Below are 21,057 nucleotides of genomic sequence, written 5' to 3' on the forward strand. Positions count from 1 at the left end.
CTTCCCTATGGACACGAGTACCGGGAACCTGAGTCACGAATAGGCAGGTCCACCGGCAGTTCAGGCGGTGATCGGGACCCAGCAGGCGGCGACGTGGTCGTCCACCATCCCGGTGGCCTGCATGAGTGCATAAGCAGTGGTAGGGCCCACAAATTTGAACCCGCGGCGCTTCAATTCCTTCGCCATCGCGGTGGACTCCGGAGTGACCGCCGGGACGTCGTTCACGGTGGCCAGGCGGCTCGGGCGCGGCGGCGGGGCGAACGACCACAGCAGGGTGTCGAGGTCGGTGTCCGACAACTCCAGGAGGGCCCGCGCATTGCTCACCGACGCCTCGATCTTGGCCCGGTTCCGCACGATCGACGCGTCCTCGAGCAGGCGTGCCACGTCCCGTTCGGTGTAGCGGGCCACCGCCTCCGGATCGAACTCGGCGAACGCGGCCCGGAAGGCCTCGCGTTTACGGAGAATCGTGATCCACGACAATCCCGACTGGAACGCTTCGAGGCACAGCCTCTCGTACAACTCGTCGCGGCCGTGCAGCGGACGACCCCACTCGAGGTCGTGGTAGTCGCGGTACAGCCGGGACCCGTCCGTGTCGACCGCCCACGCGCACCGCACCCGGTCGTCGGGGGCTGTCACGAGGCATCACCCGGCCGTTCGGACGCGGCTTCGACCGCCGCCAACTGCTCACGCAGCGAATCGATTTCACGGCCCAGCCGGGACAGCGCCCAGTCGACCTCGCTGGCTTTGTACCCCCGCAACGTCTGCTGGAAACGCAACGCCTCCACGTCGGCACCCGTCACACCCTCGGCGGGCAGGGCCGTGAGTGTGGTGCCGGGCGGCAGGGGCGCGAGTTCCTCGGAACGGCCGAACACCGCACTGGCGGCGAGGAACAGCATCGCGCCGACGAACGCCATGACGAGCAGATAGAGCAGGGCTGTCACCATGCCCCGATCCTGTCACGGACGTCCGACAGCAACCTTCCTCAGGGCGCGCGGTCAGGGGCACACCGTGTTCATCGGCGGGCGATCGGCCAGCGCGACGTCCGTCGTCGTCGGGACGAAGGAGTCGCCGTCCACCAGGAACTGGGTCAGACCCGCCCCGGAGTCGGGCACCCCGCAGCGCCGCATCATCGTGCCGATGATCTGCCTGCTCATCACCCCGAGTTCGGACAGCGGGCGGTTACGGTGCTTGCGCACCCCCAGATTGACCTGGCCGATCGCCCCGAGTCCGAGACGGTCGTACGTGTCGAGCAGCAGGCCGATCTCGACGCCGTAGCCGGGGGCGAACGGGACCGCCGACAGCAACTCCCGGGTGCCCGCGTACTCGCCGCCCAGTGGCTGCAGCACGCACGTCAGCTCCGGCCGGAGCGAGGCCAGCATGGGGCGCGCCACCAGCTCGGTCACCCGGCCCCCTCCGTTGGCGTCCTCCGTGCCGCTCAGGCGGAGCGGCCGGCGGTAGTAGCCCTTCACGAGATGGATGCCGTCGGCCGTCAGCAGCGGTCCCAGCAGCTTCGGGACGAAGGCCGGATCCGGGTTGATGAGATCCGAGTCGACGAAGGCGATGAGGTCACCGGTGCTCGCGGCGACGGAACGCCACAGCACCTCGCCCTTGCCCGCCACGGGCGGGAACGCGGGCACCGCCTCCTCCCGGCTGATGACGGTGGCGCCCGCCGCGCGTGCGCGTTCCGCCGTGAGGTCCGTCGATCCGGAATCGAGCACGATCAACTCGTCCACCAGACCACCGAGCAACGGGTGGATCGTGTCCACCACCGCGGCGACGGTCTCCTCCTCGTTGAGCGCAGGCAGGACCACCGAGACGGTGCGCCCAGCCTTGGCCCGTTCGAGTTCGGCGATGCTCCACGACGGCTGGTCCCAGCTGTTCGCCTCGGCCCAGCTGCGAGGGGTTCGCTCCTCCGCCACCATCGTGCGGGCCGCCCGGGCCCCCACGGCACTCATGCCAGCCCCCGCACGGTGCGGGACGGTGCGCGCCGGCCTTGAATCGCGGCCACCATGTCCACCACTCGACGCGTGGGGGCAACTTCGTGGACACGGAAGACACGGGCGCCTCCTGCGGCGGCCATCGCTGTCGCTGCCAATGTTCCCTCCAACCGCTCGACGAGATCTACCCCTAGAGTCTCCCCGACGAAGTCCTTGTTGCTCAGCGCCATGAGCACTGGCCATCCCGTATTTACAAGATCTTCCACTCGCCGCAACAACTCGAGCCCGTGATAGGTGTTTTTCCCGAAATCGTGGGTCGGATCGATGAGGATCGAGTCGGCGGGCACACCCAGCCGGGCCGCGTTCTCGGCGGCCGACACCACTTCCCCCAGGACGTCGGCGACGACGTCGGCGTAGCGGACGCGGAACGGGCGGGTCCGAGGAACCGCTCCCCCGGTGTGCGAACAGACGATGCCCGCGCCCGTCTGCGCGGCCACCTCGACGAGTGCAGGGTCGGCGCCTGCCCACGTGTCGTTGATGAGATCGGCGCCCTCCGCGACGGCCAGCCGGGCCACGTCGCTGCGCCAGGTGTCGACGCTGATGAGCAACTCCGGGTAGCGCTCACGGATCGCGGCCACGAACGGCACCACCCGCCGGGTCTCCTCCGCCGCGTCGACGACGTCACCCGGTCCGGCCTTCACACCACCGATGTCGACGAGGTCGGCACCCTCGTCGACAGCCCGGTCGACCGCCGACATGGCGGCGGAATCGGTGAACGTGGCACCGCGGTCGTAGAACGAATCGGGTGTCCGGTTCACGATGGCCATCACGAGCGCACGATCGACCGCCACGGGGCGCCCGCACAGCGTGGGCGACGGGTGGTCGGGCGCGGGCGGTACGTCTGTCTCGGCCATGTCACCAATATTGCACGCAGCGAAATCGACACCACCCGTGAGTACTTGTTAACGGCGGGCGGTTAAGAAGTACTCACGGGCGGCGTAGCCGCATTACCCCTTGGGGAGCGAACCCTTCGCCACTTCGTCGACGTACCCGTCGTACGAGGGCTTGTACCCGTCGCTGCGCCCGGACAGCACGTGCAACGTGTCGGTGTCCTCGACGTCGTAGCCCTCCTTGCGGAGTTCCACCTTGCGGCTCTTGAACGTCGACGTCTGTTCCAACGAGTCGACGACGCGGACGAACAGCGGCACCGCGTACGACGGCAGCCGCTGGAACAGCAACTCCGCGACGTCGGAACCGTCGAACTTCTCGTTCTCGTGCAACGTCACCGCAGCCATCCCGGCGCGACCGTCGGTCCCGGGGATCTCGACGCCGTAGACGACGGCGTGCTCGACCGCGGGATGCGCGAGGAGCGCGCCTTCCACCTCGGTGGTCGCGACATTCTCCCCCTTCCACCGGAACGTGTCGCCGAGCCGGTCGACGAACGCGACGTGCGACCAGCCCTGCCGGCGCACCAGGTCGCCGGTGTCGAACCAGCAGTCGCCGTCGTCGAAGCCGTCGCGGACGAGCTTCTTGTCGGTGGCCTCCTCGTCGGTGTATCCGTCGAACGGCGCCCGGTCCGTCACCTTCGACAACAGCAGTCCGACGTCGCCGGTGCGTACCTTCCGCAGCCTGCCGTCGGAGTGCCGCCGGGGGGATCCGCTGTCCTCGTCGTACTCGACGACGGCGTGCGGCAGGGGGCAGATGCCTGCCGTCCGGTCGACGTTGAGGGCGTTGACGAACGCGATGTTGCACTCGCTGGCGCCGTAGAACTCGGCCACCCGGGAGATCCCGAACCGGGTGGTGAACTCGGACCAGATCTCCGGGCGGAGACCGTTCCCGACCATCAGCCGGATGGAGTTGTCGCGGTCGCCGGGCTTCTCGGGCTGGTTCAGCAGGTACCGGCACAGCTCACCGATGTAGGTGAACGCGGTGGCCCGGTTCAGTTCGACGTCGGCCCAGAACTTGGACGCCGAGAACTGCTTGCCCAGTGCGAGCGTCGCACCCGACCCGAGCACCGAGGACAGCGACACCGTCAGCGCGTTGTTGTGATAGAGCGGCAGGCAGCAGTACAGGACGTCGCTGCCGCGCAGCCGGACGCCCATGTTGCCGAGCCCGGACATGCTCTTGAGCCAGCGGAAGTGGCTCATCAGGCTGGCCTTCGGCAGTCCCGTGGTGCCGGAGGTGAAGATGTAGAAGGCCTTCTCCCGGGCCTGGATCTGCTCGCACACCTCGGGGTTGTCGTCTTCGGCCTTCTCGGCGAGCCGGTCGAGGTCGTCGAAGTAGAGCACCGAGGGCACGGCGGGCGGTTCGTCGAGCGAGTCCATGGCCTCGCCGCACGCCTCGGACACCACCAGGACCTGGCTGTCGAGCAGCGAGATGCTGTGGGCAAGTACATCTCCGCGCTGGTTGTGGTTCAGCATCCCGGCGGCGGCGCCGAGCTTGACCGCGGCGAGTGCGATGAGCAGCGTCTCGGGCGAGTTCTTGCCCAGGATCCCGACGACGTCCCCGCGTGCCACTCCGAGGTCGGCCAGCACGTGGGCGTAGCGGTTCACGCGGATGTTGGCGTTCCGGTAGCTCAGCGATTCGCCCTCGAACCGCAGGAACGTGCGGCGCGGGTGCGCGGCGGCGGCACGCTGGAAGACGAGGCCGATCGATTCCCTCGCGTCGGGGGTCCGGATCAGGCCGAGGACCCCCTTCGCCATGATCGGCAGCTCCGGAATCATGGCCGGCAGCCGCCTCGCGAGGTCGACCACCCCGATCGTCGAACGAGCTTCAGAACGCATGACATCCCCTCAGGCCTGCAGTATGAGTCAGGTCACCTTACTGCACAGTAACAACGTGCGCCACGACGCGGACCGGACGGCAGCTCAGGACACGCAGGCGTCCAGCGCCTCCCCGACATCGGCCCGGACGAGCAGCCTGTCGAGGGCGCGCTGCGCCACGAAACCGCCGCCCCGCAGCCCGTCGAGCCAGTCGAGCAGCCCCGTGTAGTGACCGTGCGGATCGAGCAGGACCACCGGTTTCTCGTGCATGCCGAGATAGCCCGCGGTCCACGTTTCGAACAGCTCCTCGAGCGTGCCGATACCGCCGGGCAGCGTGACGAACGCGTCGGCCCGGTCCTCCATGATCTGCTTGCGCTGGCGCATGGTGTCGGTGACCACCAGCTCGTCGGCGTCGACGTCGGCGACTTCCCTGTGCACCAGAGCTTTCGGGATGACACCGACGGTCGTGGCCCCGGCGGCGCGGGCGGCCTCGGCCACCGCGCCCATCATCGAGACGTTGCCGCCGCCGGACACGAGTTGCCAACCGCGCTTGCCGATTTCGGTGCCGACCCGGGCGGCGAGTTCCAGGAAATGGTCGTCGACGGGTCCGGACGCGCAGTAGACGCACACCGAGAACGGTTGCGTCGAAACAGTTTTCGGCATCACCACTGATCCTCCGTTCCGAGCAGGGCGGCTTCGTCGACACCCTGCTGCGACCGTATGACGATCTGCACCGCTTCCTCCACACTGTCCGTGACGTGCAAGAGATTGACGTCACCTTCCGAGATCTTGCCGCTGCGCTGGAGAGTTCCCCGTAACCAGTCCACGAGCCCGGACCAGTACTCGGTGCCGAACAGGACGATCGGGAACCTCGTGACCTTGCGCGTCTGCACCAGAGTCAGCGCCTCGAACAGCTCGTCGAGCGTCCCGAACCCGCCGGGCAGGCAGATGAACGCCTGCGAGTACTTCACGAACATCGTCTTGCGCGCGAAGAAGTAGCGGAAGTTGATGCCGAGGTCGACCCACTCGTTGAGGCCCTCCTCGAACGGTAGCTCGATACCGAGGCCGATGGAGTAACCACCCGATTCGCTGGCACCGCGGTTGGCCGCCTCCATGACGCCGGGGCCGCCGCCGGTCATGACGGCGTAACCCGCCTCGGCTAGGCGCGCACCCAGCGCCCGAGCCGCTTCGTACTCCGGGTGGCCGTCCGGTGTGCGTGCGGAACCGAAGACGGTGACCGCGCGCGGCACCTCGGCAAGGGCACCGAACCCCTCGATGAACTCGCTCTGGATCCGCAGTACCCGCCAGGGGTCGGTGTGCACCCAGTCGGTCGATCCCCGCTCGTCGAGCAACCGCTCGTCGGTGGTGGTGGTGTCGTCCTTGCGGGCGCGCCTCAACTGCACCGGACCCCGGTGCTTCACGGACGAGGACTTCCGGCCGTGAGTGTTCTTCTCGGGTGCCATGCGCCCCAGGCTAGCGGGTGGCCCGTTCGGGGCACCGGGCAGTCACGGGGCGCTCAGATAGGCGCGCAGCACCGTCGTCACGTCGGTGATCTGCTGCACGGGCACGTGCTCGTCCCGCTTGTGGGCGAAGTTCGGGTCGCCGGGGCCGTAGTTCACGGCCGGGATGCCGAGCGCGGAGAACCGCGAGACGTCGGTCCACCCGTACTTGGCGCGGAACTCGCCACCCGCCGCCTCGATCAGGGCCGCAGCCGCCGGGTCGCTCAACCCGGGCAGGGCTCCCGGCGACAGGTCGGTGACCTCGAAACCCAGCTCGATCCCGTCGAAGACCTCCCGCACGTGGTCGATCGCCTGCTCGGCGCTGCGGTCGGGGGCGAAGCGGAAGTTGACGTCCATCTCCGCCGCGTCGGGAACCACGTTGCCTGCGACGCCGCCTGCGATCCGCACGGCGGACAACCCCTCCCGGTACACGCAGCCGTCGATGTCCACCGACCGCGCGGTGTAGTCCGACAGCCGCTGCAGGACCGGGGCGAAGCGGTGGATCGCGTTGTCGCCCAGCCACGATCTCGCGGAGTGCGCGCGGGTGCCGCGGGTGGTCAGCGTCACCCGCAACGTGCCCTGACACCCCGCCTCGATGAGGCCTCCGGTCGGCTCGCCGAGGATCGCGACGTCCGCGCGCAGCCACTCGGGGATCTCGCGTTCGATCCGTCCGAGCCCGTTGTGGACGGCCGCGATCTCTTCGCAGTCGTAGAACACCAGGGTCAGATCGTGCGCGAGATTCTCGATCGTGGCAGCGAGGTGCAGGAACACCGCGTCGCCCGACTTCATGTCGACCGTTCCGCATCCGTGCAGGAGATCGCCCTCACGCCGCGAGGGCACGTTGTCCGCGATCGGCACCGTGTCCAGGTGACCGGCGAGCATCACCCGGCTCGGCAGTCCCCGATCGGTCCGGGCGAGCACGGCGTTGCCGTTGCGGATGATCTCGAAGCCGGTGGTCTGCTCCCGCAGCGCCGACTCGACGGCGGCGGCGATCGCCGACTCGTCGTGCGAGACGCTCGGGATGTCCACCAGGGCGGCGGTGAGGTCGATGGGATCGGCGTGGAGGTCGAGTGGGCTCACCCGTCCACCCTAAGCCGACCCGTCCGCCCGCTCGGGCGTTGCTACCCGTCGACGCCGCCCGGGATCTCGTAGATCGCACCGTCGAAACCGATGCGGAACAGCCGTCCCGCCGAGAAGCCGCCGGACCCCTGCCCGTAGACGACCATGCTCGACGTCGGCAGACCGGACGCCAGCACGCAGTACTGCCCCGGCGAGTCGAGGCGCCAGATCTCGCCGCGCACGTTGGCCGGGACCACCGGACGGCCTCGCGAGTCCAGGGCCAGGCCGTCGGGCGCGGCGAACGTGTCGAGACCGGACAGGTCGAGAATGCTCTCGGGCGCTCGCGGGTTCGCCAACGGGATCCGGCTCACACCCGGATTCACGAACGTCCGCGACACGTAGAGGTACCGATCGTCCGCGCCGAGCACCGCCCCGTTGGCGCTGGGCAGCGTCGCCCAGTTGGGTTCCACCCGCCCGTCGGGGAACACCCGCCCGATCTGGGTTCCGAAGTCGTTGGTGGCGTATGCCGTTCCGTCGGCGGCGACATCGAGTCCGTTGGCCGCGCTCAGTCCCGATACGAACGGGGTGAGCACGTTGGTCGCGGTGTTCAGCTTCGCGATCGCGCCCGGACGCAGGATGTCGCCGAGGAACACGCGGGCGTCCGCGCCGTATCCCACCAGCAGCGAGCCGTCCGACGCCCAGGCCAGCGCCCCGGCCCCGCCGTCCGGCACCGTCGCGACCGGGACCGCGGGGGCTCCCGGGGCGTCGAGGCGGAACACGCGCCCGCTCACGAGGTCCGTCGTGTAGAGGCGACCCCCGCCGTCCACGGCGACTCCCTCGAGCGCCGCACCCGGCACCCGCCCCACGAGAACCGGTGCCTGACCGGCGCCCGGGCACACCGGGGCGGCGGACGCGGTCTGCGGCGCCACCACCGACACGATGCCCGCGAGCAGTGCGCCCGCTGCCGCCGCCCGCAGGCCGCCTCCGACGAATCGACCCAACCTCGAAATGCGCATTGCCACGACCTTTCCCGGTGTGTCCCACGTGCCCCGTGCATACTCCCCCACCCGCCCGGAACCCGCTCGGTTTCGATTCGATCACGCCCCGATAACGACCGCTGGGAATGCCCGAGTAATGAGGCAGTAACCTCTACTGCCGTGAGCACACAGGGAGCATCAGCAGTAGGCATCGCCAACGTGACCGTCGGCGGCACGGTCCTCGACACCTGGTTCCCGGCGCCCGAGCTGGGAAACTTCGACAGCGCGGGCACCGTGCGGATCGAGGGTGGCGACATCCCCTCCGATCTGGCACTCCTCGCCGGACCCGACGAGGCGCGTGAGGTCGACCAGGTCGTGGTGCGCACCACCATCGCCGACCTGTCCGCGCCGCCGGCCGACGCGCACGACGCCTACCTGCGCCTTCACCTCCTCTCGCATCGCCTCGTGACCCCGCACGGCGTCAACCTCGACGGCCTGTTCGGCTTGCTGTCCAACGTGGTGTGGACCAACTTCGGCCCCTGCGCGGTCGAGGGCTTCGAGAAGGTGCGGTCGCGCCTGCGCATCCGCGGTGTGGTCACCGTGTTCGGTGTCGACAAGTTCCCGCGCATGGTCGACTACGTCGTCCCGTCCGGCGTCCGCATCGCCGACGCCGACCGCGTGCGCCTCGGCGCCCACCTGGCCAGCGGCACCACCGTGATGCACGAGGGCTTCGTCAACTTCAACGCCGGCACGCTCGGCAACTCCATGGTCGAAGGCCGTATCTCCGCGGGCGTGATCGTCGATGACGGATCCGACGTGGGCGGCGGCGCCTCGATCATGGGCACCCTGTCCGGTGGCGGCAAGGAGACCATCTCCGTCGGCAAGCGCTGCCTGCTCGGCGCGAACGCCGGTCTGGGCATCTCGCTCGGTGACGACTGCGTCCTCGAGGCCGGCCTGTACGTGACCGCGGGCACCAAGGTCACCGGGCCGGACGGCACCGTCGTGAAGGCCAAGGAACTCAACGGCCAGTCCAACCTGCTGTTCCGTCGCAACTCCGTGTCGGGAGCCGTCGAGGTCGTGCCGTGGAAGGGCACCGGCGTGGAACTGAACGCCGCTCTGCACGCAAACGACTGACCCGGTGAGCGGTTCGCGAACACCCGACACCATGACCGACTCGACCAGCACCCTGGGCCGGGGCCTGAAGGTCCGTCACCTCACGATGATGGGCCTCGGTTCCGCGATCGGTGCCGGACTGTTCCTCGGCACCGGTGTCGGTATCGCGACCGCCGGTCCCGCCGTCCTCGTCTCCTACCTGCTCGCCGGCATCATCGTCGTCTTCGTGATGCGCATGCTCGGCGAGATGGGAGCGGCGATCCCCGCCAGCGGATCCTTCTCGCACTACGCACGGATCGGCATCGGCGAATGGGCCGGATTCGTGATGGGCTGGCTCTACTGGTTCATGCTGATCATGGTGCTCGGCGCCGAGATCACCGGCGCCTCCGGCATCGTGAGCGGCTGGCTACCGGGTGTTCCGCAGTGGGTCGTCGCCCTCGTGTTCGTGATCTTCTTCGCGGCGGTCAACCTCGCGAAGGTCAGCAACTTCGGTGAGTTCGAGTTCTGGTTCGCGGCCATCAAGGTGACCGTCATCATCGCGTTCCTGGTGATCGGCGTGCTGCTGGTGTTCGGCCTGCTGCCGGACACCGAACCGGTGGGCACCACCAACCTCTTCGGCCACGGCGGCTTCATGCCCGAGGGCTTCGCCGGGGTCGCCGCGGGACTGCTGGTCGTGGCGTTCGCGTTCGGCGGCATCGAGATCGTGACCATCGCCGCCGCCGAATCCGAGGACCCCGAACGCTCCATCGCCGTGGCGGTGCGCAGCGTCGTCTGGCGTATCAGCGTCTTCTACCTCGGCTCGATCTCGATCATGGTCCTCGTCCTTCCCTGGGATTCCTCGGACCTCAAGAGCGGACCGTTCGTGGCCGTCCTCAACCAGGCGCACATCCCGTACGTGGCCGGGTTCATGGAACTGGTGGTCGTGGTCGCGTTGTTGTCGGCGTTCAATGCCAACATCTACGGCACGTCGCGGATGGCGTACTCACTGTCCCGGCGCGGCGACGGTCCCGCGTTCATGGCCCGGATCTCGAATTCCGGGGTGCCCCTCAACGCGGTGCTGCTGTCGGTGTTCTTCGGTTTCGTCAGCGTCCTGCTCAACTGGTGGCTGCCCGACGACCTCCTGGGACTTCTCCTGAACGCCGTCGGCTCGGCGCTCCTGGTCATCTGGATCTTCATCGTCGTCTCGCATCTGCGGCTGCGCCCGCGGCTCGAACGCGAGGGCAAGCTGACCGTGCGGATGTGGTTGTTCCCGTGGCTCAGCTACCTCACGCTCGCAATGCTCGGCGGTTTCGTCGTGCTCATGCTCTTCGACTCCGATGCCCGCACCCAGCTGATCTCGACGTGCGTCCTGTTCCTCGTCATCGCGGCGCTCGGTGTGCTCAACACCCGGCTGCGCAAGCGGTCGCAGACGGTGTGACCGGTTCGGGCCGGCGACTCACCGGCCCGAACTCGGCTCCTGTCCCGCGGACGAGCGCGCCGCATGGGCGAGCACCTGCGGTCCGGTCACGAACGCCTTCCGCCACGGTGCGACACCGTCGATTTCGATCTCGATGGACAGGCTCAGCACGGTGCGGATCAGCACGATCACTCCCAGGACGGCGGCGTCGGTCAGCGACGGTGTCGAGGTGACCGTCTTGACGATGTCTGCCGCGACGAGCAATTCCAGGCCGAGCAGGATCGCGCCTCCCAGCGACTCCCGCAGGGTCTTGAACGCCTGAGCACCGTCCCCGGTCCGCCTCCACGCGCGGACCGCGAGGAAGAAGGCGAAGAGGAACCCGACAACCATCGCGAGGACACCGAGCACTTCGAACACTTCCGTTGCGAGTTCGAAGAACCTGACAGTGTCCATGGGAGTGTTCCTCTTCGGGAGGGTGTTCGCAGTCGAGGCCCGGTCGTTCCATGCAACACGCTAGGCGCCGATTCCCCGATTCGCGGCGAACCGACGAGGATTCCTCGGACTATTCGAGTTGCGGCGGGAACACCGTTGCCCAGTCGTTTTCGATACTGACGACGGTCCAGTCGTGGGTGCCGGCCAGTTCGAGCGCCTCCTCGGCGCCCGTGACGTAGTCGAACTCGCGGGCGGCGTCGTCGTGGCGCAGCAGTAACCGCAGCGACGGCCGGTCCGGTGCCTCCGCGAATTGCAGCATCGGGATGTCGCCGTTGCTGTTTCCCGCCGCCAGCAGGGGTCGCCTGCCGATCCGGTTCCAGATCTGCACCGGCTTCTCGGGGCCGTCGTCGAGGACGTCCGCCTCGGCTCTGCGGACGATCGCGCCGCTGCTGCCGTCGTGCTGCCAGGCCAATGACACCCCGCTGCCGATGACCCGCTGCCGCGGAATGCCGTACACGTCTTGACTGATCGGCCGCATGAAATCGCGGCCACCGCCGGACACGATGTAGTTGCGGAACCCGTTGACGGCCAGGTAGTCGAGCAACTCCACCATCGGTGCGTAACTGCACGCCAGGTAGTTCCGGTCGAGGGTCGGATGCCGGGCGGTGCGCAGGAACTGGTCCGCCCCGGCCTCGAACTCCTCCACGGTCACGTCGGCGAAACCGGTCAGCACACCGGCGGCGAGTTCTCTCACGCCGCTGTCGTCGCCGTTGTAGTGCCGCGTGATGACGTCGTTCAACCAGCCGTAGTCCTGCGTGTAGGCGGCCTGCCAGGGCTGGCGGGTGCGAAGATCCTCATCGTGCTCGGCCATGACGACGAGACGGCGCAGGATGAAGTCGAGCTGAATGGGCATCGGCTTCTCACACCACAGTGTGCCGTCGTTGTCGAAGACCGCGATCCGATCCTCCACCGGGACGTCCTGCGCGGTCACCCGCCCGACGAATCCCAGGATCGCGGTCTTGCCGTCACCCTCACGCCAGCTCGGAAGAGGTTCTGTCACGGCGCTTCCGCTCACTCGCGAGAGAGCATGGCCGCGGCTTCGCGTTCGAGGTCGACGAACGGTTCGCCGCTGACGTCGATCGCGATTCGGTTCAACGTCCCACCGGTGAAGGCCCACGGCGACGAACCCGGGTAGTCGTCGGTGACGGGTTCGCCACTGTCCCGGCCGGCATTGAGACCCTCACCACCGCCGATGCTGAATTTGCCGGGCTGCGTTCGGATTCGGCCCTCGCCGACCTTGCGGTCGCCGTAGTACAGGCTCAGGACCCCGTGGGCGGTCCCGGGCGGGTCCTCACCGTCCTTCTCGAACGACGCGGCCAGGATGAGGTTCTCCCCGGTTGGCAAATCCTCCGTCGCATCGATCTTCTGCTGATCGCTGCCGAGGAAGTTGTACACGTAGTGCAGCCGGTTGTCCTTGACGTACAGCGCGTGCCCACCGAACCGGCCGCCGTGCGAGAACAGCACCCCCGTGGCACCGGGTTCGGGGAGGTCGACGAGTGCCCCGATCGAGTAGGAGCGGTTACGGAGGTTGACCGCCACCGCCTCCGGTACCTCCGCGCCGCCGGGCCGGTAGACGTAGCGGTTGCGCGGGGGCGCGAGCTGCGGGCGTGGGGTGGTGAGGAGTTCGACGGGCGAGCGATCGTCGAGCGGCAACGCCTGGTTCGCGCCGGCCTCGTGGAACCACAGCCCGACGAGCTCGGCGAGTCGGCCGGGTTCCTCGGCGGCGAGGTCGTGGAGTTCGGCGCGGTCCACCTGGGTGTGGTACAGCTCCCAGGTGTCCTCCGGGAAACGGCTCCACCCGCTCAGTGTCGGGTGGGTGGTGACGGCCTTCCAGCCGTCGTGCCAGATGCCCCGCCCGCCGAGCATCGAATAGAACTGGGTGTGCTTGGCGGTGGGGATGGTCGCGGCGTCGAAGCTGTAGCGCATACTCACGCCCTGGATCGGGTGCTGGGTGTACCCCTTCACCGTCTCGGGGAGTTCGACACCGAGGCAGTCGAGCAGAGTCGGCACGATGTCGATGGCGTGGTGGTACTGGTCGCGGGTCTCGCCGCGGGCCTCGATCCCGGCCGGCCACGACAAAATGCACGGATCGCTGGTGCCGCCGTTGAACGAGTAGCGTTTCCACATCTTGAACGGGGTGTTGAAGGCCATCGCCCACCCGTTCGGGTAGTGGTTGTAGGTCTCGGTGCCGCCGAGCTGGTCCAGCTTGGCCAGATTCTCGGCGAGATCGTCCGGCACGCTGTTGGCGATCTTGTTCTCGTTGACCGACCCGTTCGGGCCGCCCTCGCCGCTGGCACCGTTGTCCGAGACCACCACGATGATGGTGTTGTCGAGCTGCTCCATCTCCTCGAGGTAGGCCAGCAGCCGGCCGATCTGGTCATCGCAATGAGAGAGGAAACCGGCGTACACCTCCGCCATCCGCGCGAAAAGCCGTTTTTCGTCGTCGGACAGGGTGTCCCAGGGGCGGGTGAAGTCCAGCGGTGGGAACGGCTTGCCGTCGGGTCCGGTGCGGGTGTCGGGGGTGCCGATCGGGTTGAGCGGCGGCAATTCGGTGTCCGGAGGTACGAGGCCCATCTCCTTCTGCCGGGTCAGGGTCCGCTCGCGCATCGCTTCGTATCCGTCGTCGAACCTGCCGCGGTAGCGGTCGGCCCACTCCTGGGGCACGTGGTGCGGGGCATGCGCGCAGCCGGGTGCGTAGTACAGGAACACCGGCCGGTCCGGGGCAATCGCCTTGACATCGCCGAGGTAGTCGAGCGCGTGGTCGGTGATGTCGACGCTGAAGTGGTAGCCCTGCTCCGGGGTGGCGGGCTGCTCGACGGGATGGTTGTCGTGCACGAGATCCGGATACCACTGGTTCGTCTCCGCGCCGAGGAAGCCGTAGAACCGTTCGAAGCCGCGGCCGACCGGCCAGTTCCGTTTCGTCGACGCCAGGTTCATCTCGTCCTCGGCGCACAGGTGCCACTTGCCGACCATCGCGGTGGAAAAGCCCTGCTCGACCAGGATCTCGGCGAGGGTGGCGCACTCGGGAGGGATGTGCCCGTTCCCACCGGGGAATCCGACAGCACACTCACTGATGCAGGCCATCCCGTTGGTGGTGTGGTTACGCCCCGTCAGCAGGCAGGATCGCGTCGGGGAACACAGGGCGGTGGTGTGCCACTGCCCGTACCGCAGACCGTTTGCGGCGATCCGGTCGATGTTCGGGGTCTCGATCGGCCCGCCGTAGCAGCCCATCGCTCCGAAACCGACGTCGTCGAGCACGATGTAGAGGATGTTCGGCGAACCGGGCGGCGCCTTCGGCTGCTCGTAGGGACCCCAATCCGGGATCGAGTCCCGAATATCGAGATTGACGACACCTCTGAACGGCTTGGCCATGACGAGCTCCTCGAATGGGTCCGACTCCCCCCTTTCACCCAAGCACTGTCGACCGATGGATGGCTAGTGCGCCGAAACAGTATTCCGCTAGCTGCGACCGCGCGCCGCCAGCGCGTTGACGAACACGTTGGCGATGTCGGCGGGATCCTTCGCGACGTAGCTCGACCCTCCGGAGACCCGCGAGATCTCGGCGAGTGTGGCCGCATCGGCGTCGCCGGTGATGCCGATCGTCACGATGATGACGGGCCGGGCGGGATCCATCTCGCGCTGCAGGATGCTCAGAAGCTGTTCCTTCGTGATGGAGTCCGGATCCTCGTTGGCACCGTCGGTCAGGATGATCACACTGTTCACGGCGCGCGGGTCGTACGTCTCCTGCACCGTCCGGAACGCGGCGAGCGTCGTGTCGTACAGGCCGGTACCGCCGCCGATCAGCCCGTCGACCTTCCCCGCCTGCTGCGCCATCAGCTGGCGCTGTGTGAGGCCGTCGACCACCGTGTCGTAGCGGCGGATCGGGACCATCTCCTTGTAGTCCTGCGGTCCCCCACCGAGCCCCTGCGAGAACGCCCACAGGCCGGCGGACACGCTGTCCGGGAACATCGCATTGCCGGCGAGCGCCGCATCGACTGTGAGGTCCATGCGCGACCGGCTGCCTGCGGGTGTCTCCATCGACCCTGACACGTCGATCGCGACGAGTGTGCGGATGGGCAACGCCATCAACGCCCACCCGCCGAGGGCGTCCTGTAGCGCCGACTCGTCCTCGAGCCCGAGCTTGGTGATCCTCCCGACGCCGCGGCCGTCGGCCGGCGGGCTTCCGTCGGGTCCGCGGAATCCGTTCTCCGCGAGTACCGCACGGGCATCCTCACCGCCCAGAACAGCGGCGACGGCACGTGCGACCTGGGTGGCCCTGTAGTGCCGGTCGGGGGCGGGCGAGGTGACCACGAGCGGGAAGTTCATGAAATTGCTGCCCGTCGGGGGCACCGTCGCGGTGAGCGTGCGCGCGCCGTCGCCGTCGCCATCGGAGAATTCGAGCACGGACTGTTCGGTGGCCACGGCGACTCCGCCGTTGTCGACGACTCCCTGCAGCATCTCCTCGCCGATGGGCTCGTCCGCGGTACGTGCACTCTCCTCCTGCGCGAGCGGGACCAGCGCGGCCCGCACCGTCCCCGCGGACACGGGGTCGGCCTGACCCTCGGCGAGTGCCGCGTTGATCGGAGCCTGCGCGACCCCGGTCACGAGGGGGTTGCCCAGCTGGATGTCCTTGATCTGGAGGGCGGCGAGCCACGTCGGCGACGTGGGGACGTCCTCCTCGCGGGAGGCCAGGACAACGGGCGAGGATGCGATCGACCCCGTCATCACCTCGACCGGACCGGCCGCGGTGAGCGCCGCCTTGCCCACCCAGGCGCCGGTCTCGGGGATCCAGAGGTCCGGGGCGTCGGTTCCCTTGCCGAGTCGTCCCGCGACGTCGCCGGACGTCGCGGCGCTGACGGCGACGTTCGCGCAGCCCAGGTCGGTGTCCTTCGCTTCGCCGAGAATGCTGCTCAGGGCGGGCACGATGCTCGGGTCGGCGGCGAGGGTGTAGTCGGTGACCTGATCGCAGTCGTCGGCCCAGGAGCGCACCGCGTGAACGACGACGACCACGGAGGCCACGAGCCCGAGCACGACAGCGGCGCACACCGCGTAGAACCCGGGCGAGCGACCACCGCGTTCCTGCCCCGCGCTCGAATGACGCCCTCCGGCCATCGCCTGCCTCCCTAACATTTCGGTCACGAGACGACCACCGACACACCCGGACCGAATATGATCCGGCCCACATCGTAGCGAACGGTGCAGCGTACGACGCTGCGCCAGTGGCGGGCGGCCGAATCAGGGTGACGTCAGCGATCGGGTTGCGCGACCTCGAGCCGGCGGGCGACGAGCGCGGCCTGGATCTGCCGCAGCCCGGACGGGCGGGTCGGATCGCAGCCCGTCAGCTGCGCCACCCGCTTGAGACGGTAGTCCACCGTATTGGTGTGAAGGTGCATCTGTTTCGCGGTGCGCTGCCGGTTGAGATCGTGGCCGATGTGCACCTCGAGCGTCTCGATCAGTTCGGGTGAGCCCTGTAACGGTTCGAGAAGCCGCGCCAGGTGGGTCCGGCCGGGCCCGGGCCTGGTGAGCTGGTATTCGAGCGCCAGATCGTCCATCTCGTAGAGGCCCGGTTCCAGCGCCAGCTGGTGGGCGAGGTCGAGGAGTTCGTGGACCTGGTCCGCGGCGGCGGGGATACCGGCGGTGCGGACCCGCGTCGCTGTCGCGGTGAGGGGAACGCCGGCGGCGGCTCCGATGCGGTCGAGCAGCGACACCATCCAGGCCCGCTCGGGCGAGCCCGGCAGCAACAGTGTTCCGCCGTCCGGGCTCAGCGAACAGAGGGCGGCACCACCCGCAGCGTCCGCCAGCTCGATCTGCAACCGGCGGAGTTTCTGCCGGGCGACGACGGCTTTGCGCCGGTGGGTCACGGCCTCCGTGGGATGCGACGGAATCGACAGCCCCAGCACCACGTACTCGTCGGCCAGCTCCACACCCGCGTGCCGCGCGGCGGTCGCCGCCTTTCGGCCGCTGAGCAGCGCCGTGACGAGGTTGACCGCGGCACCGTCGCGTTCGCTGTTGACGGCTTCGAGTTCTTCCACGTAGCTGGTCGTCGCGGCGACGGTCACGCATTCGAGGAGCGTGAACATCACCTTCTGGATGACCAGGAGTTCGGGCAGGTCTTCCGTGCGGGCGTTCGAGGCGACGAGGTCGCCGGCCTCGTGGATGCCTTCGTGGAGGATCCGGAGCACGAGCTTCAACGGGAACCCCTCGCGGGCCCAGCGCGCGGAACTGTTGCGCACCTCCGCGAGGTCCTCGTCCGTCGGGCTGATGCCCTCGTCGAGCATCTGGATACCGAGACCGAGGCAGACGATCGTGAAATCCATGACGTCGCTCTGCAGTTGTTCGCCGGGCAGCGAACCGCAGGGGGTCACGTTGTCGGCGAAATGGCGGACCAGCTTCTGCGCGACCGTCAGCGTGTCGCGCAGCGGGGCGGAGGCGGGCCTGCCATCGACGAGGATTTGCGAACCGGCCCCCGAACTATGATTCGTCATAGATCTGATCACTCCCCTATGTGGATGACACCGAACTCCCGCACCATCGACATCACGCAAACATAACGAGGGTTCGCTTCTGTCACCGTTGTATCACGACAGCGCCCTGTCCAGGGCGAATACGGTCGGTCAATTCTCCTCGGCGACCCGGACCACCAGCTTGCCGAAGTTGCTGCCCCGGAGCAGACCGATGAACGCCGCGGGTGCATTCTCGAGCCCGTCGACGATGTCCTCGCGGTAGGCGAATCGGCCCTCCCGGATCCACCCGGACACATCACGCTGGAAGTCCGCGTACATCTCGGAGACGAACTCGCGCTGGATGAATCCGCGGATCGTGAGGCTCTTGACCAGAACCCGGGTGAAGAAGCCGGGCAGCCGATCCGGCCCCTCGGGCGTCTCGGTGTCGTTGTACTGCGCGATCAGGCCGCACACGGGAACTCGCGCATACAGGTTGAGCAGCGGCAGCACGGCTGCGGCCACCGCACCGCCGACGTTCTCGAAGTAGACGTCGATGCCGTCGGGGCATGAGGCGCGCAGTTCCTCGGCGAAGTTCGGGGACCGGTGGTCGACGGCGGCGTCGAATCCGAGTTCGTCCAGCAGGTAGGCACACTTCTCCGGTCCGCCCGCGATCCCGACGGCCCGGGCGCCCTTCAGTTTCGCGATCTGCCCCACCGCCGAGCCGACCGGACCGCTGGCCGCCGCGACGACTACCGTCTCGCCTGCCTTCGGTTGCCCGATCTTCAACAGGCCGGAGTACGCGGTGAAGCCGGGCATGCCGAGAACTCCGACGGCGGTCGACAACGGCGCAGCGTCGCGGTCGAGTGCGCGGAGTTGGTTGCCGTCGACCACGGCGTGCGACTGCCAGCCCGCGTATCCGAGAACGTAGTCACCGGTTGCGAAATCCGGGTGCCGGGAATCGACCACCTGCCCGACGGTGCCACCGACCATGACCTCGTCGATCTCGACCGGGTCGGCGTAGGACTCCGCCGCACTCATCCGGCCGCGCATGTACGGGTCGAGGGACAGGTAGATGACGCGGACCAGCACCTGACCGTCGGCGGGTTCGGGCAGGTTTACCGCCTCGAGCCGGAAGTTGTCGGCGGTCGGCGCACCGTCCGGCCGTGACGCGAGGACGATTCGGGTGCTCTGAACGATGCTCTCCACACTCACTGTGCGCCTGCCAATCCGTGTCGGGCCGGTATCGTTCGCCAGCCTACCGATTTCAGAACAGTTGCTTCTTCTGCACCTTCCCCATCGCGTTCCGCGGAAGCGACTCGACGACGCGGATCTCGCGGGGCCGCTTGTGCACCGACAGTTCGGTGGCCACATGCTCGATCAGCTCGGTTTCGGAGACGTCGTCCCCCACCACGAAGGCCACGAGCCGCTGGCCGAGGTCCGGGTCGGGAAGGCCGACCACCGCGGCTTCCCGCACACTCGGGTGGCCGAGGAGAGACGTCTCCACCTCCCCCGCCCCGACCCGGAATCCGCCCGACTTGATGAGGTCTGTGGATTCGCGGCCGACGATGCGGTGGAACCCGTCCGGGTCGATGACGGCGACGTCGCCGGTCTTGAAGAAGCCGTCGTCCGTGAAGGATTCGGCCGTCGCGTCGGGCTTACCGAGATAGCCGTCGAAGAGCATCGGGCCGCGCACCTGCAGTCCGCCGATGGATTCGCCGTCGTGGGGGACGTCGCCGCCGCGCTCGTCGCGCAGCCGGGTTTCGACGCCGCGGACCGGCACACCGACCCACCCCGGGCGACGCTCGCCGTCGGCCCTGGTGCTGAGCGTGAGCATCGTCTCGCTCATGCCGTACCGCTCGATCGGTGCGAGCCCGGTCAGCTCGTGCAACTTCTCGAACACCGGCACGGGCAGCGGGGCGCTGCCCGACACCAGCAGTCGCGCACCCGACAGCGCGCGCGCCGACTCCGGGTCGTCGGCGATGCGACCCCACACCGTGGGGACACCGAAATACATCGTTCCGTGTGCGGCGGCGTAGGCCGCCGGGGTGGGCTTGACCGTGTGGACGAGACGGCTGCCGATACGCAACGGTCCCAGCACACCGAGGATGAGACCGTGGACGTGGAACAGCGGAAGTCCCTGCACCAGTGTGTCGTTGCCGGTCCACTGCCAGGCGTCGGCGAGGGCGTCGAGGCCGGCGGCGATGGCCTTCCTGCTGATCAGGACTCCCTTGGGCGGTCCCGTGGTGCCGGACGTGTAGAGCACGAACGCGATGCCCGACTCGGGCGGTTCCGGGTAGCTGTGCCACGACCGGGCGTGGACGCGGACCGGAACGACGGGCAGCCCCGCCGTGTCCGCGGGCGCCTCGCCGAGCCACGCCTGCGCACCGGAATCGCGCAGGATGTGCTCGAGTTCGGCGGGGCCGGAATCGGGCGGCACCGGCACCGCGGTCACCCCGGCGATGAGGCAGCCCACGACCGCGAGGACGGTGGTGACGGTGGGGGTGGCGAGGATCGCGACCCGATCCGCGCGTGCCACACGCTCGGCCACGGACGTCGCCGCACCGAGCACGTCGCCGCGCGACAGGGTGGCGTCGCCGATCCGGATGGCGTCGGAAATGTCGTCGCCCTGGGCGACGGCCAGAGGATTCAGAGATCGCAGCAGCACATCGACAGCTTCTCACAGGGTCCGGACGTGGTCCGGTGGGTCTCCCGGTGGCGGACTGACGGTGGCCAGTGCCGCACCCAGCAGCGCCCCGGTGAGAACAGCCAGTCCGTGGGCGTCGTCGACGACCAGCAGCAGGACACCGGCGACGACGATGCCGCCGCTCGCGGCGAGTGCTCGCCACTCCTTGGACTGCATCACCACCAGACCGGCGAGGGACGCGGCCAGCGCGAGTGTGGCACCCGAGTTGCCCGCCCCGGGCGACGGGAACAGGAACGCGGTGAACAGGCCGAAGATGATCTGGCTCGCCACTAACAGCAGGACGGCCCGCACTCCTCCCCAGACCCGGACCGCGAGCGGGGCCACCCACGCGAGAACGAGCAGATTTACCGCGGTTCCGGCCAGTCCCCCGTCTTGCACCGCAACCGACGTGACGATCCGCCACCACTGGTGGTCCCGGATCTGGGTGGGGTCACGCTCGAGGGCGTCGAGGATGGCGGGGACGACGATCTGCAGCAGCGACGGCACGGCGATCAGCAACCACAGCACCACCGCGGTGCGCGGCGGACGGGTGAGTCGGACCTCGCCGATGCGCGTCGAACCGAGCAGCGTCGCGAGGACGAGAACGACGGCGAAGAGGACCGCGCTGGTCCATCCCCCGCCTGAAGTCGTCACCGCGAAACTCTACAACGACGCACCCCCACGGGAACCGATCCG

The 21,057-nt window shown here is 68.4% G+C and carries 19 protein-coding genes; 2 read left to right on the forward strand and 17 right to left on the reverse strand.

Going from position 1 to position 21,057, the window contains the following annotated elements; genetic code table 11:
- Positions 1-60 precede the first annotated feature (60 nt).
- From QM693_RS11375 to QM693_RS11415, 9 genes are all read right to left on the reverse strand, one after another.
- Positions 61-636: a DNA-3-methyladenine glycosylase I gene (locus tag QM693_RS11375; RefSeq protein ID WP_283352376.1), complete on the reverse strand. Its 576-nt coding sequence runs from the start codon at positions 634-636 to the stop codon at positions 61-63.
- Positions 633-944: a DivIVA domain-containing protein gene (locus tag QM693_RS11380; protein ID WP_005239244.1), complete on the reverse strand. Its 312-nt coding sequence runs from the start codon at positions 942-944 to the stop codon at positions 633-635. Before QM693_RS11380 ends, QM693_RS11375 begins: the two co-directional genes overlap by 4 nt.
- Before the next feature lie 51 nt (positions 945-995).
- Complete coding sequence (locus QM693_RS11385) at positions 996-1,955, reverse strand: glucosyl-3-phosphoglycerate synthase (RefSeq protein ID WP_011598038.1); 960 nt, start codon at positions 1,953-1,955, stop codon at positions 996-998.
- Complete coding sequence (gene folP, locus QM693_RS11390) at positions 1,952-2,851, reverse strand: dihydropteroate synthase (protein WP_283352377.1); 900 nt, start codon at positions 2,849-2,851, stop codon at positions 1,952-1,954. The genes QM693_RS11385 and folP overlap by 4 nt, the downstream gene beginning before the upstream one ends.
- Before the next feature lie 93 nt (positions 2,852-2,944).
- Positions 2,945-4,720, reverse strand: coding sequence for a long-chain-acyl-CoA synthetase (locus QM693_RS11395; protein ID WP_283332882.1), 1,776 nt, complete (start codon positions 4,718-4,720; stop codon positions 2,945-2,947).
- Positions 4,721-4,804: 84 nt separating this feature from the next.
- The gene (gene log, locus QM693_RS11400; protein ID WP_283352378.1) at positions 4,805-5,362 is read right to left on the reverse strand and encodes a cytokinin riboside 5'-monophosphate phosphoribohydrolase; all 558 of its coding nucleotides are present in this window, start codon (positions 5,360-5,362) and stop codon (positions 4,805-4,807) included.
- The gene (locus tag QM693_RS11405) at positions 5,362-6,162 is read right to left on the reverse strand and encodes an LOG family protein (protein ID WP_095867262.1); all 801 of its coding nucleotides are present in this window, start codon (positions 6,160-6,162) and stop codon (positions 5,362-5,364) included. The genes log and QM693_RS11405 overlap by 1 nt, the downstream gene beginning before the upstream one ends.
- A 42-nt stretch (positions 6,163-6,204) precedes the next feature.
- Complete coding sequence (dapE, locus tag QM693_RS11410; RefSeq protein WP_005239228.1) at positions 6,205-7,278, reverse strand: succinyl-diaminopimelate desuccinylase; 1,074 nt, start codon at positions 7,276-7,278, stop codon at positions 6,205-6,207.
- A 41-nt stretch (positions 7,279-7,319) separates the two neighbouring features.
- Positions 7,320-8,273: an SMP-30/gluconolactonase/LRE family protein gene (locus tag QM693_RS11415; RefSeq protein WP_283352379.1), complete on the reverse strand. Its 954-nt coding sequence runs from the start codon at positions 8,271-8,273 to the stop codon at positions 7,320-7,322.
- A gap of 141 nt (positions 8,274-8,414) precedes the next feature.
- On the opposite strand from QM693_RS11415, the gene dapD reads away from it, so the two are divergent.
- Both dapD and QM693_RS11425 read left to right on the forward strand, forming a co-directional pair.
- Positions 8,415-9,368 (forward strand): 2,3,4,5-tetrahydropyridine-2,6-dicarboxylate N-succinyltransferase, encoded by a 954-nt coding sequence (gene dapD / locus QM693_RS11420; protein ID WP_283331737.1) that lies wholly within the window; start codon positions 8,415-8,417, stop codon positions 9,366-9,368.
- A 31-nt stretch (positions 9,369-9,399) separates the two neighbouring features.
- On the forward strand, positions 9,400-10,764 hold the full coding sequence (locus QM693_RS11425) for an amino acid permease (protein ID WP_280785119.1): 1,365 nt from the start codon (positions 9,400-9,402) through the stop codon (positions 10,762-10,764).
- A gap of 18 nt (positions 10,765-10,782) precedes the next feature.
- Here QM693_RS11425 and QM693_RS11430 read toward each other — a convergent pair whose 3' ends face one another.
- The 8 genes from QM693_RS11430 to QM693_RS11465 form a co-directional block, all read right to left on the reverse strand.
- Positions 10,783-11,196 (reverse strand): DUF1622 domain-containing protein, encoded by a 414-nt coding sequence (locus tag QM693_RS11430; RefSeq protein WP_011598031.1) that lies wholly within the window; start codon positions 11,194-11,196, stop codon positions 10,783-10,785.
- 109 nt (positions 11,197-11,305) lie between these two features.
- Complete coding sequence (locus tag QM693_RS11435; protein WP_283352380.1) at positions 11,306-12,235, reverse strand: HAD family hydrolase; 930 nt, start codon at positions 12,233-12,235, stop codon at positions 11,306-11,308.
- A gap of 11 nt (positions 12,236-12,246) precedes the next feature.
- Positions 12,247-14,607: an arylsulfatase gene (locus tag QM693_RS11440; protein WP_283352381.1), complete on the reverse strand. Its 2,361-nt coding sequence runs from the start codon at positions 14,605-14,607 to the stop codon at positions 12,247-12,249.
- Between the two features lie 87 nt (positions 14,608-14,694).
- Positions 14,695-16,347, reverse strand: a complete 1,653-nt coding sequence (locus QM693_RS11445) for a substrate-binding and VWA domain-containing protein (protein WP_283352382.1) — start codon at positions 16,345-16,347, stop codon at positions 14,695-14,697.
- A 134-nt stretch (positions 16,348-16,481) separates the two neighbouring features.
- Entirely contained in the window at positions 16,482-17,720 is a 1,239-nt protein-coding gene (locus QM693_RS11450; RefSeq protein WP_283352383.1) for a PucR family transcriptional regulator, read from the reverse strand.
- A gap of 129 nt (positions 17,721-17,849) precedes the next feature.
- Positions 17,850-18,890, reverse strand: a complete 1,041-nt coding sequence (curA, locus tag QM693_RS11455; RefSeq protein ID WP_283352384.1) for an NADPH-dependent curcumin/dihydrocurcumin reductase — start codon at positions 18,888-18,890, stop codon at positions 17,850-17,852.
- Between the two features lie 52 nt (positions 18,891-18,942).
- Positions 18,943-20,343: an acyl-CoA synthetase gene (locus tag QM693_RS11460; RefSeq protein WP_283352385.1), complete on the reverse strand. Its 1,401-nt coding sequence runs from the start codon at positions 20,341-20,343 to the stop codon at positions 18,943-18,945.
- 12 nt (positions 20,344-20,355) lie between these two features.
- Positions 20,356-21,015 carry a rhomboid family intramembrane serine protease gene (locus tag QM693_RS11465; RefSeq protein ID WP_283352386.1) on the reverse strand — a complete coding sequence of 220 codons (660 nt, stop codon included), beginning with the start codon at positions 21,013-21,015 and terminating at the stop codon, positions 20,356-20,358.
- Positions 21,016-21,057: the final 42 nt, after the last annotated feature.

This window comes from Rhodococcus sp. IEGM 1305, assembly GCF_030058635.1.
Classification (GTDB): domain Bacteria; phylum Actinomycetota; class Actinomycetes; order Mycobacteriales; family Mycobacteriaceae; genus Rhodococcus_F; species Rhodococcus_F opacus_D.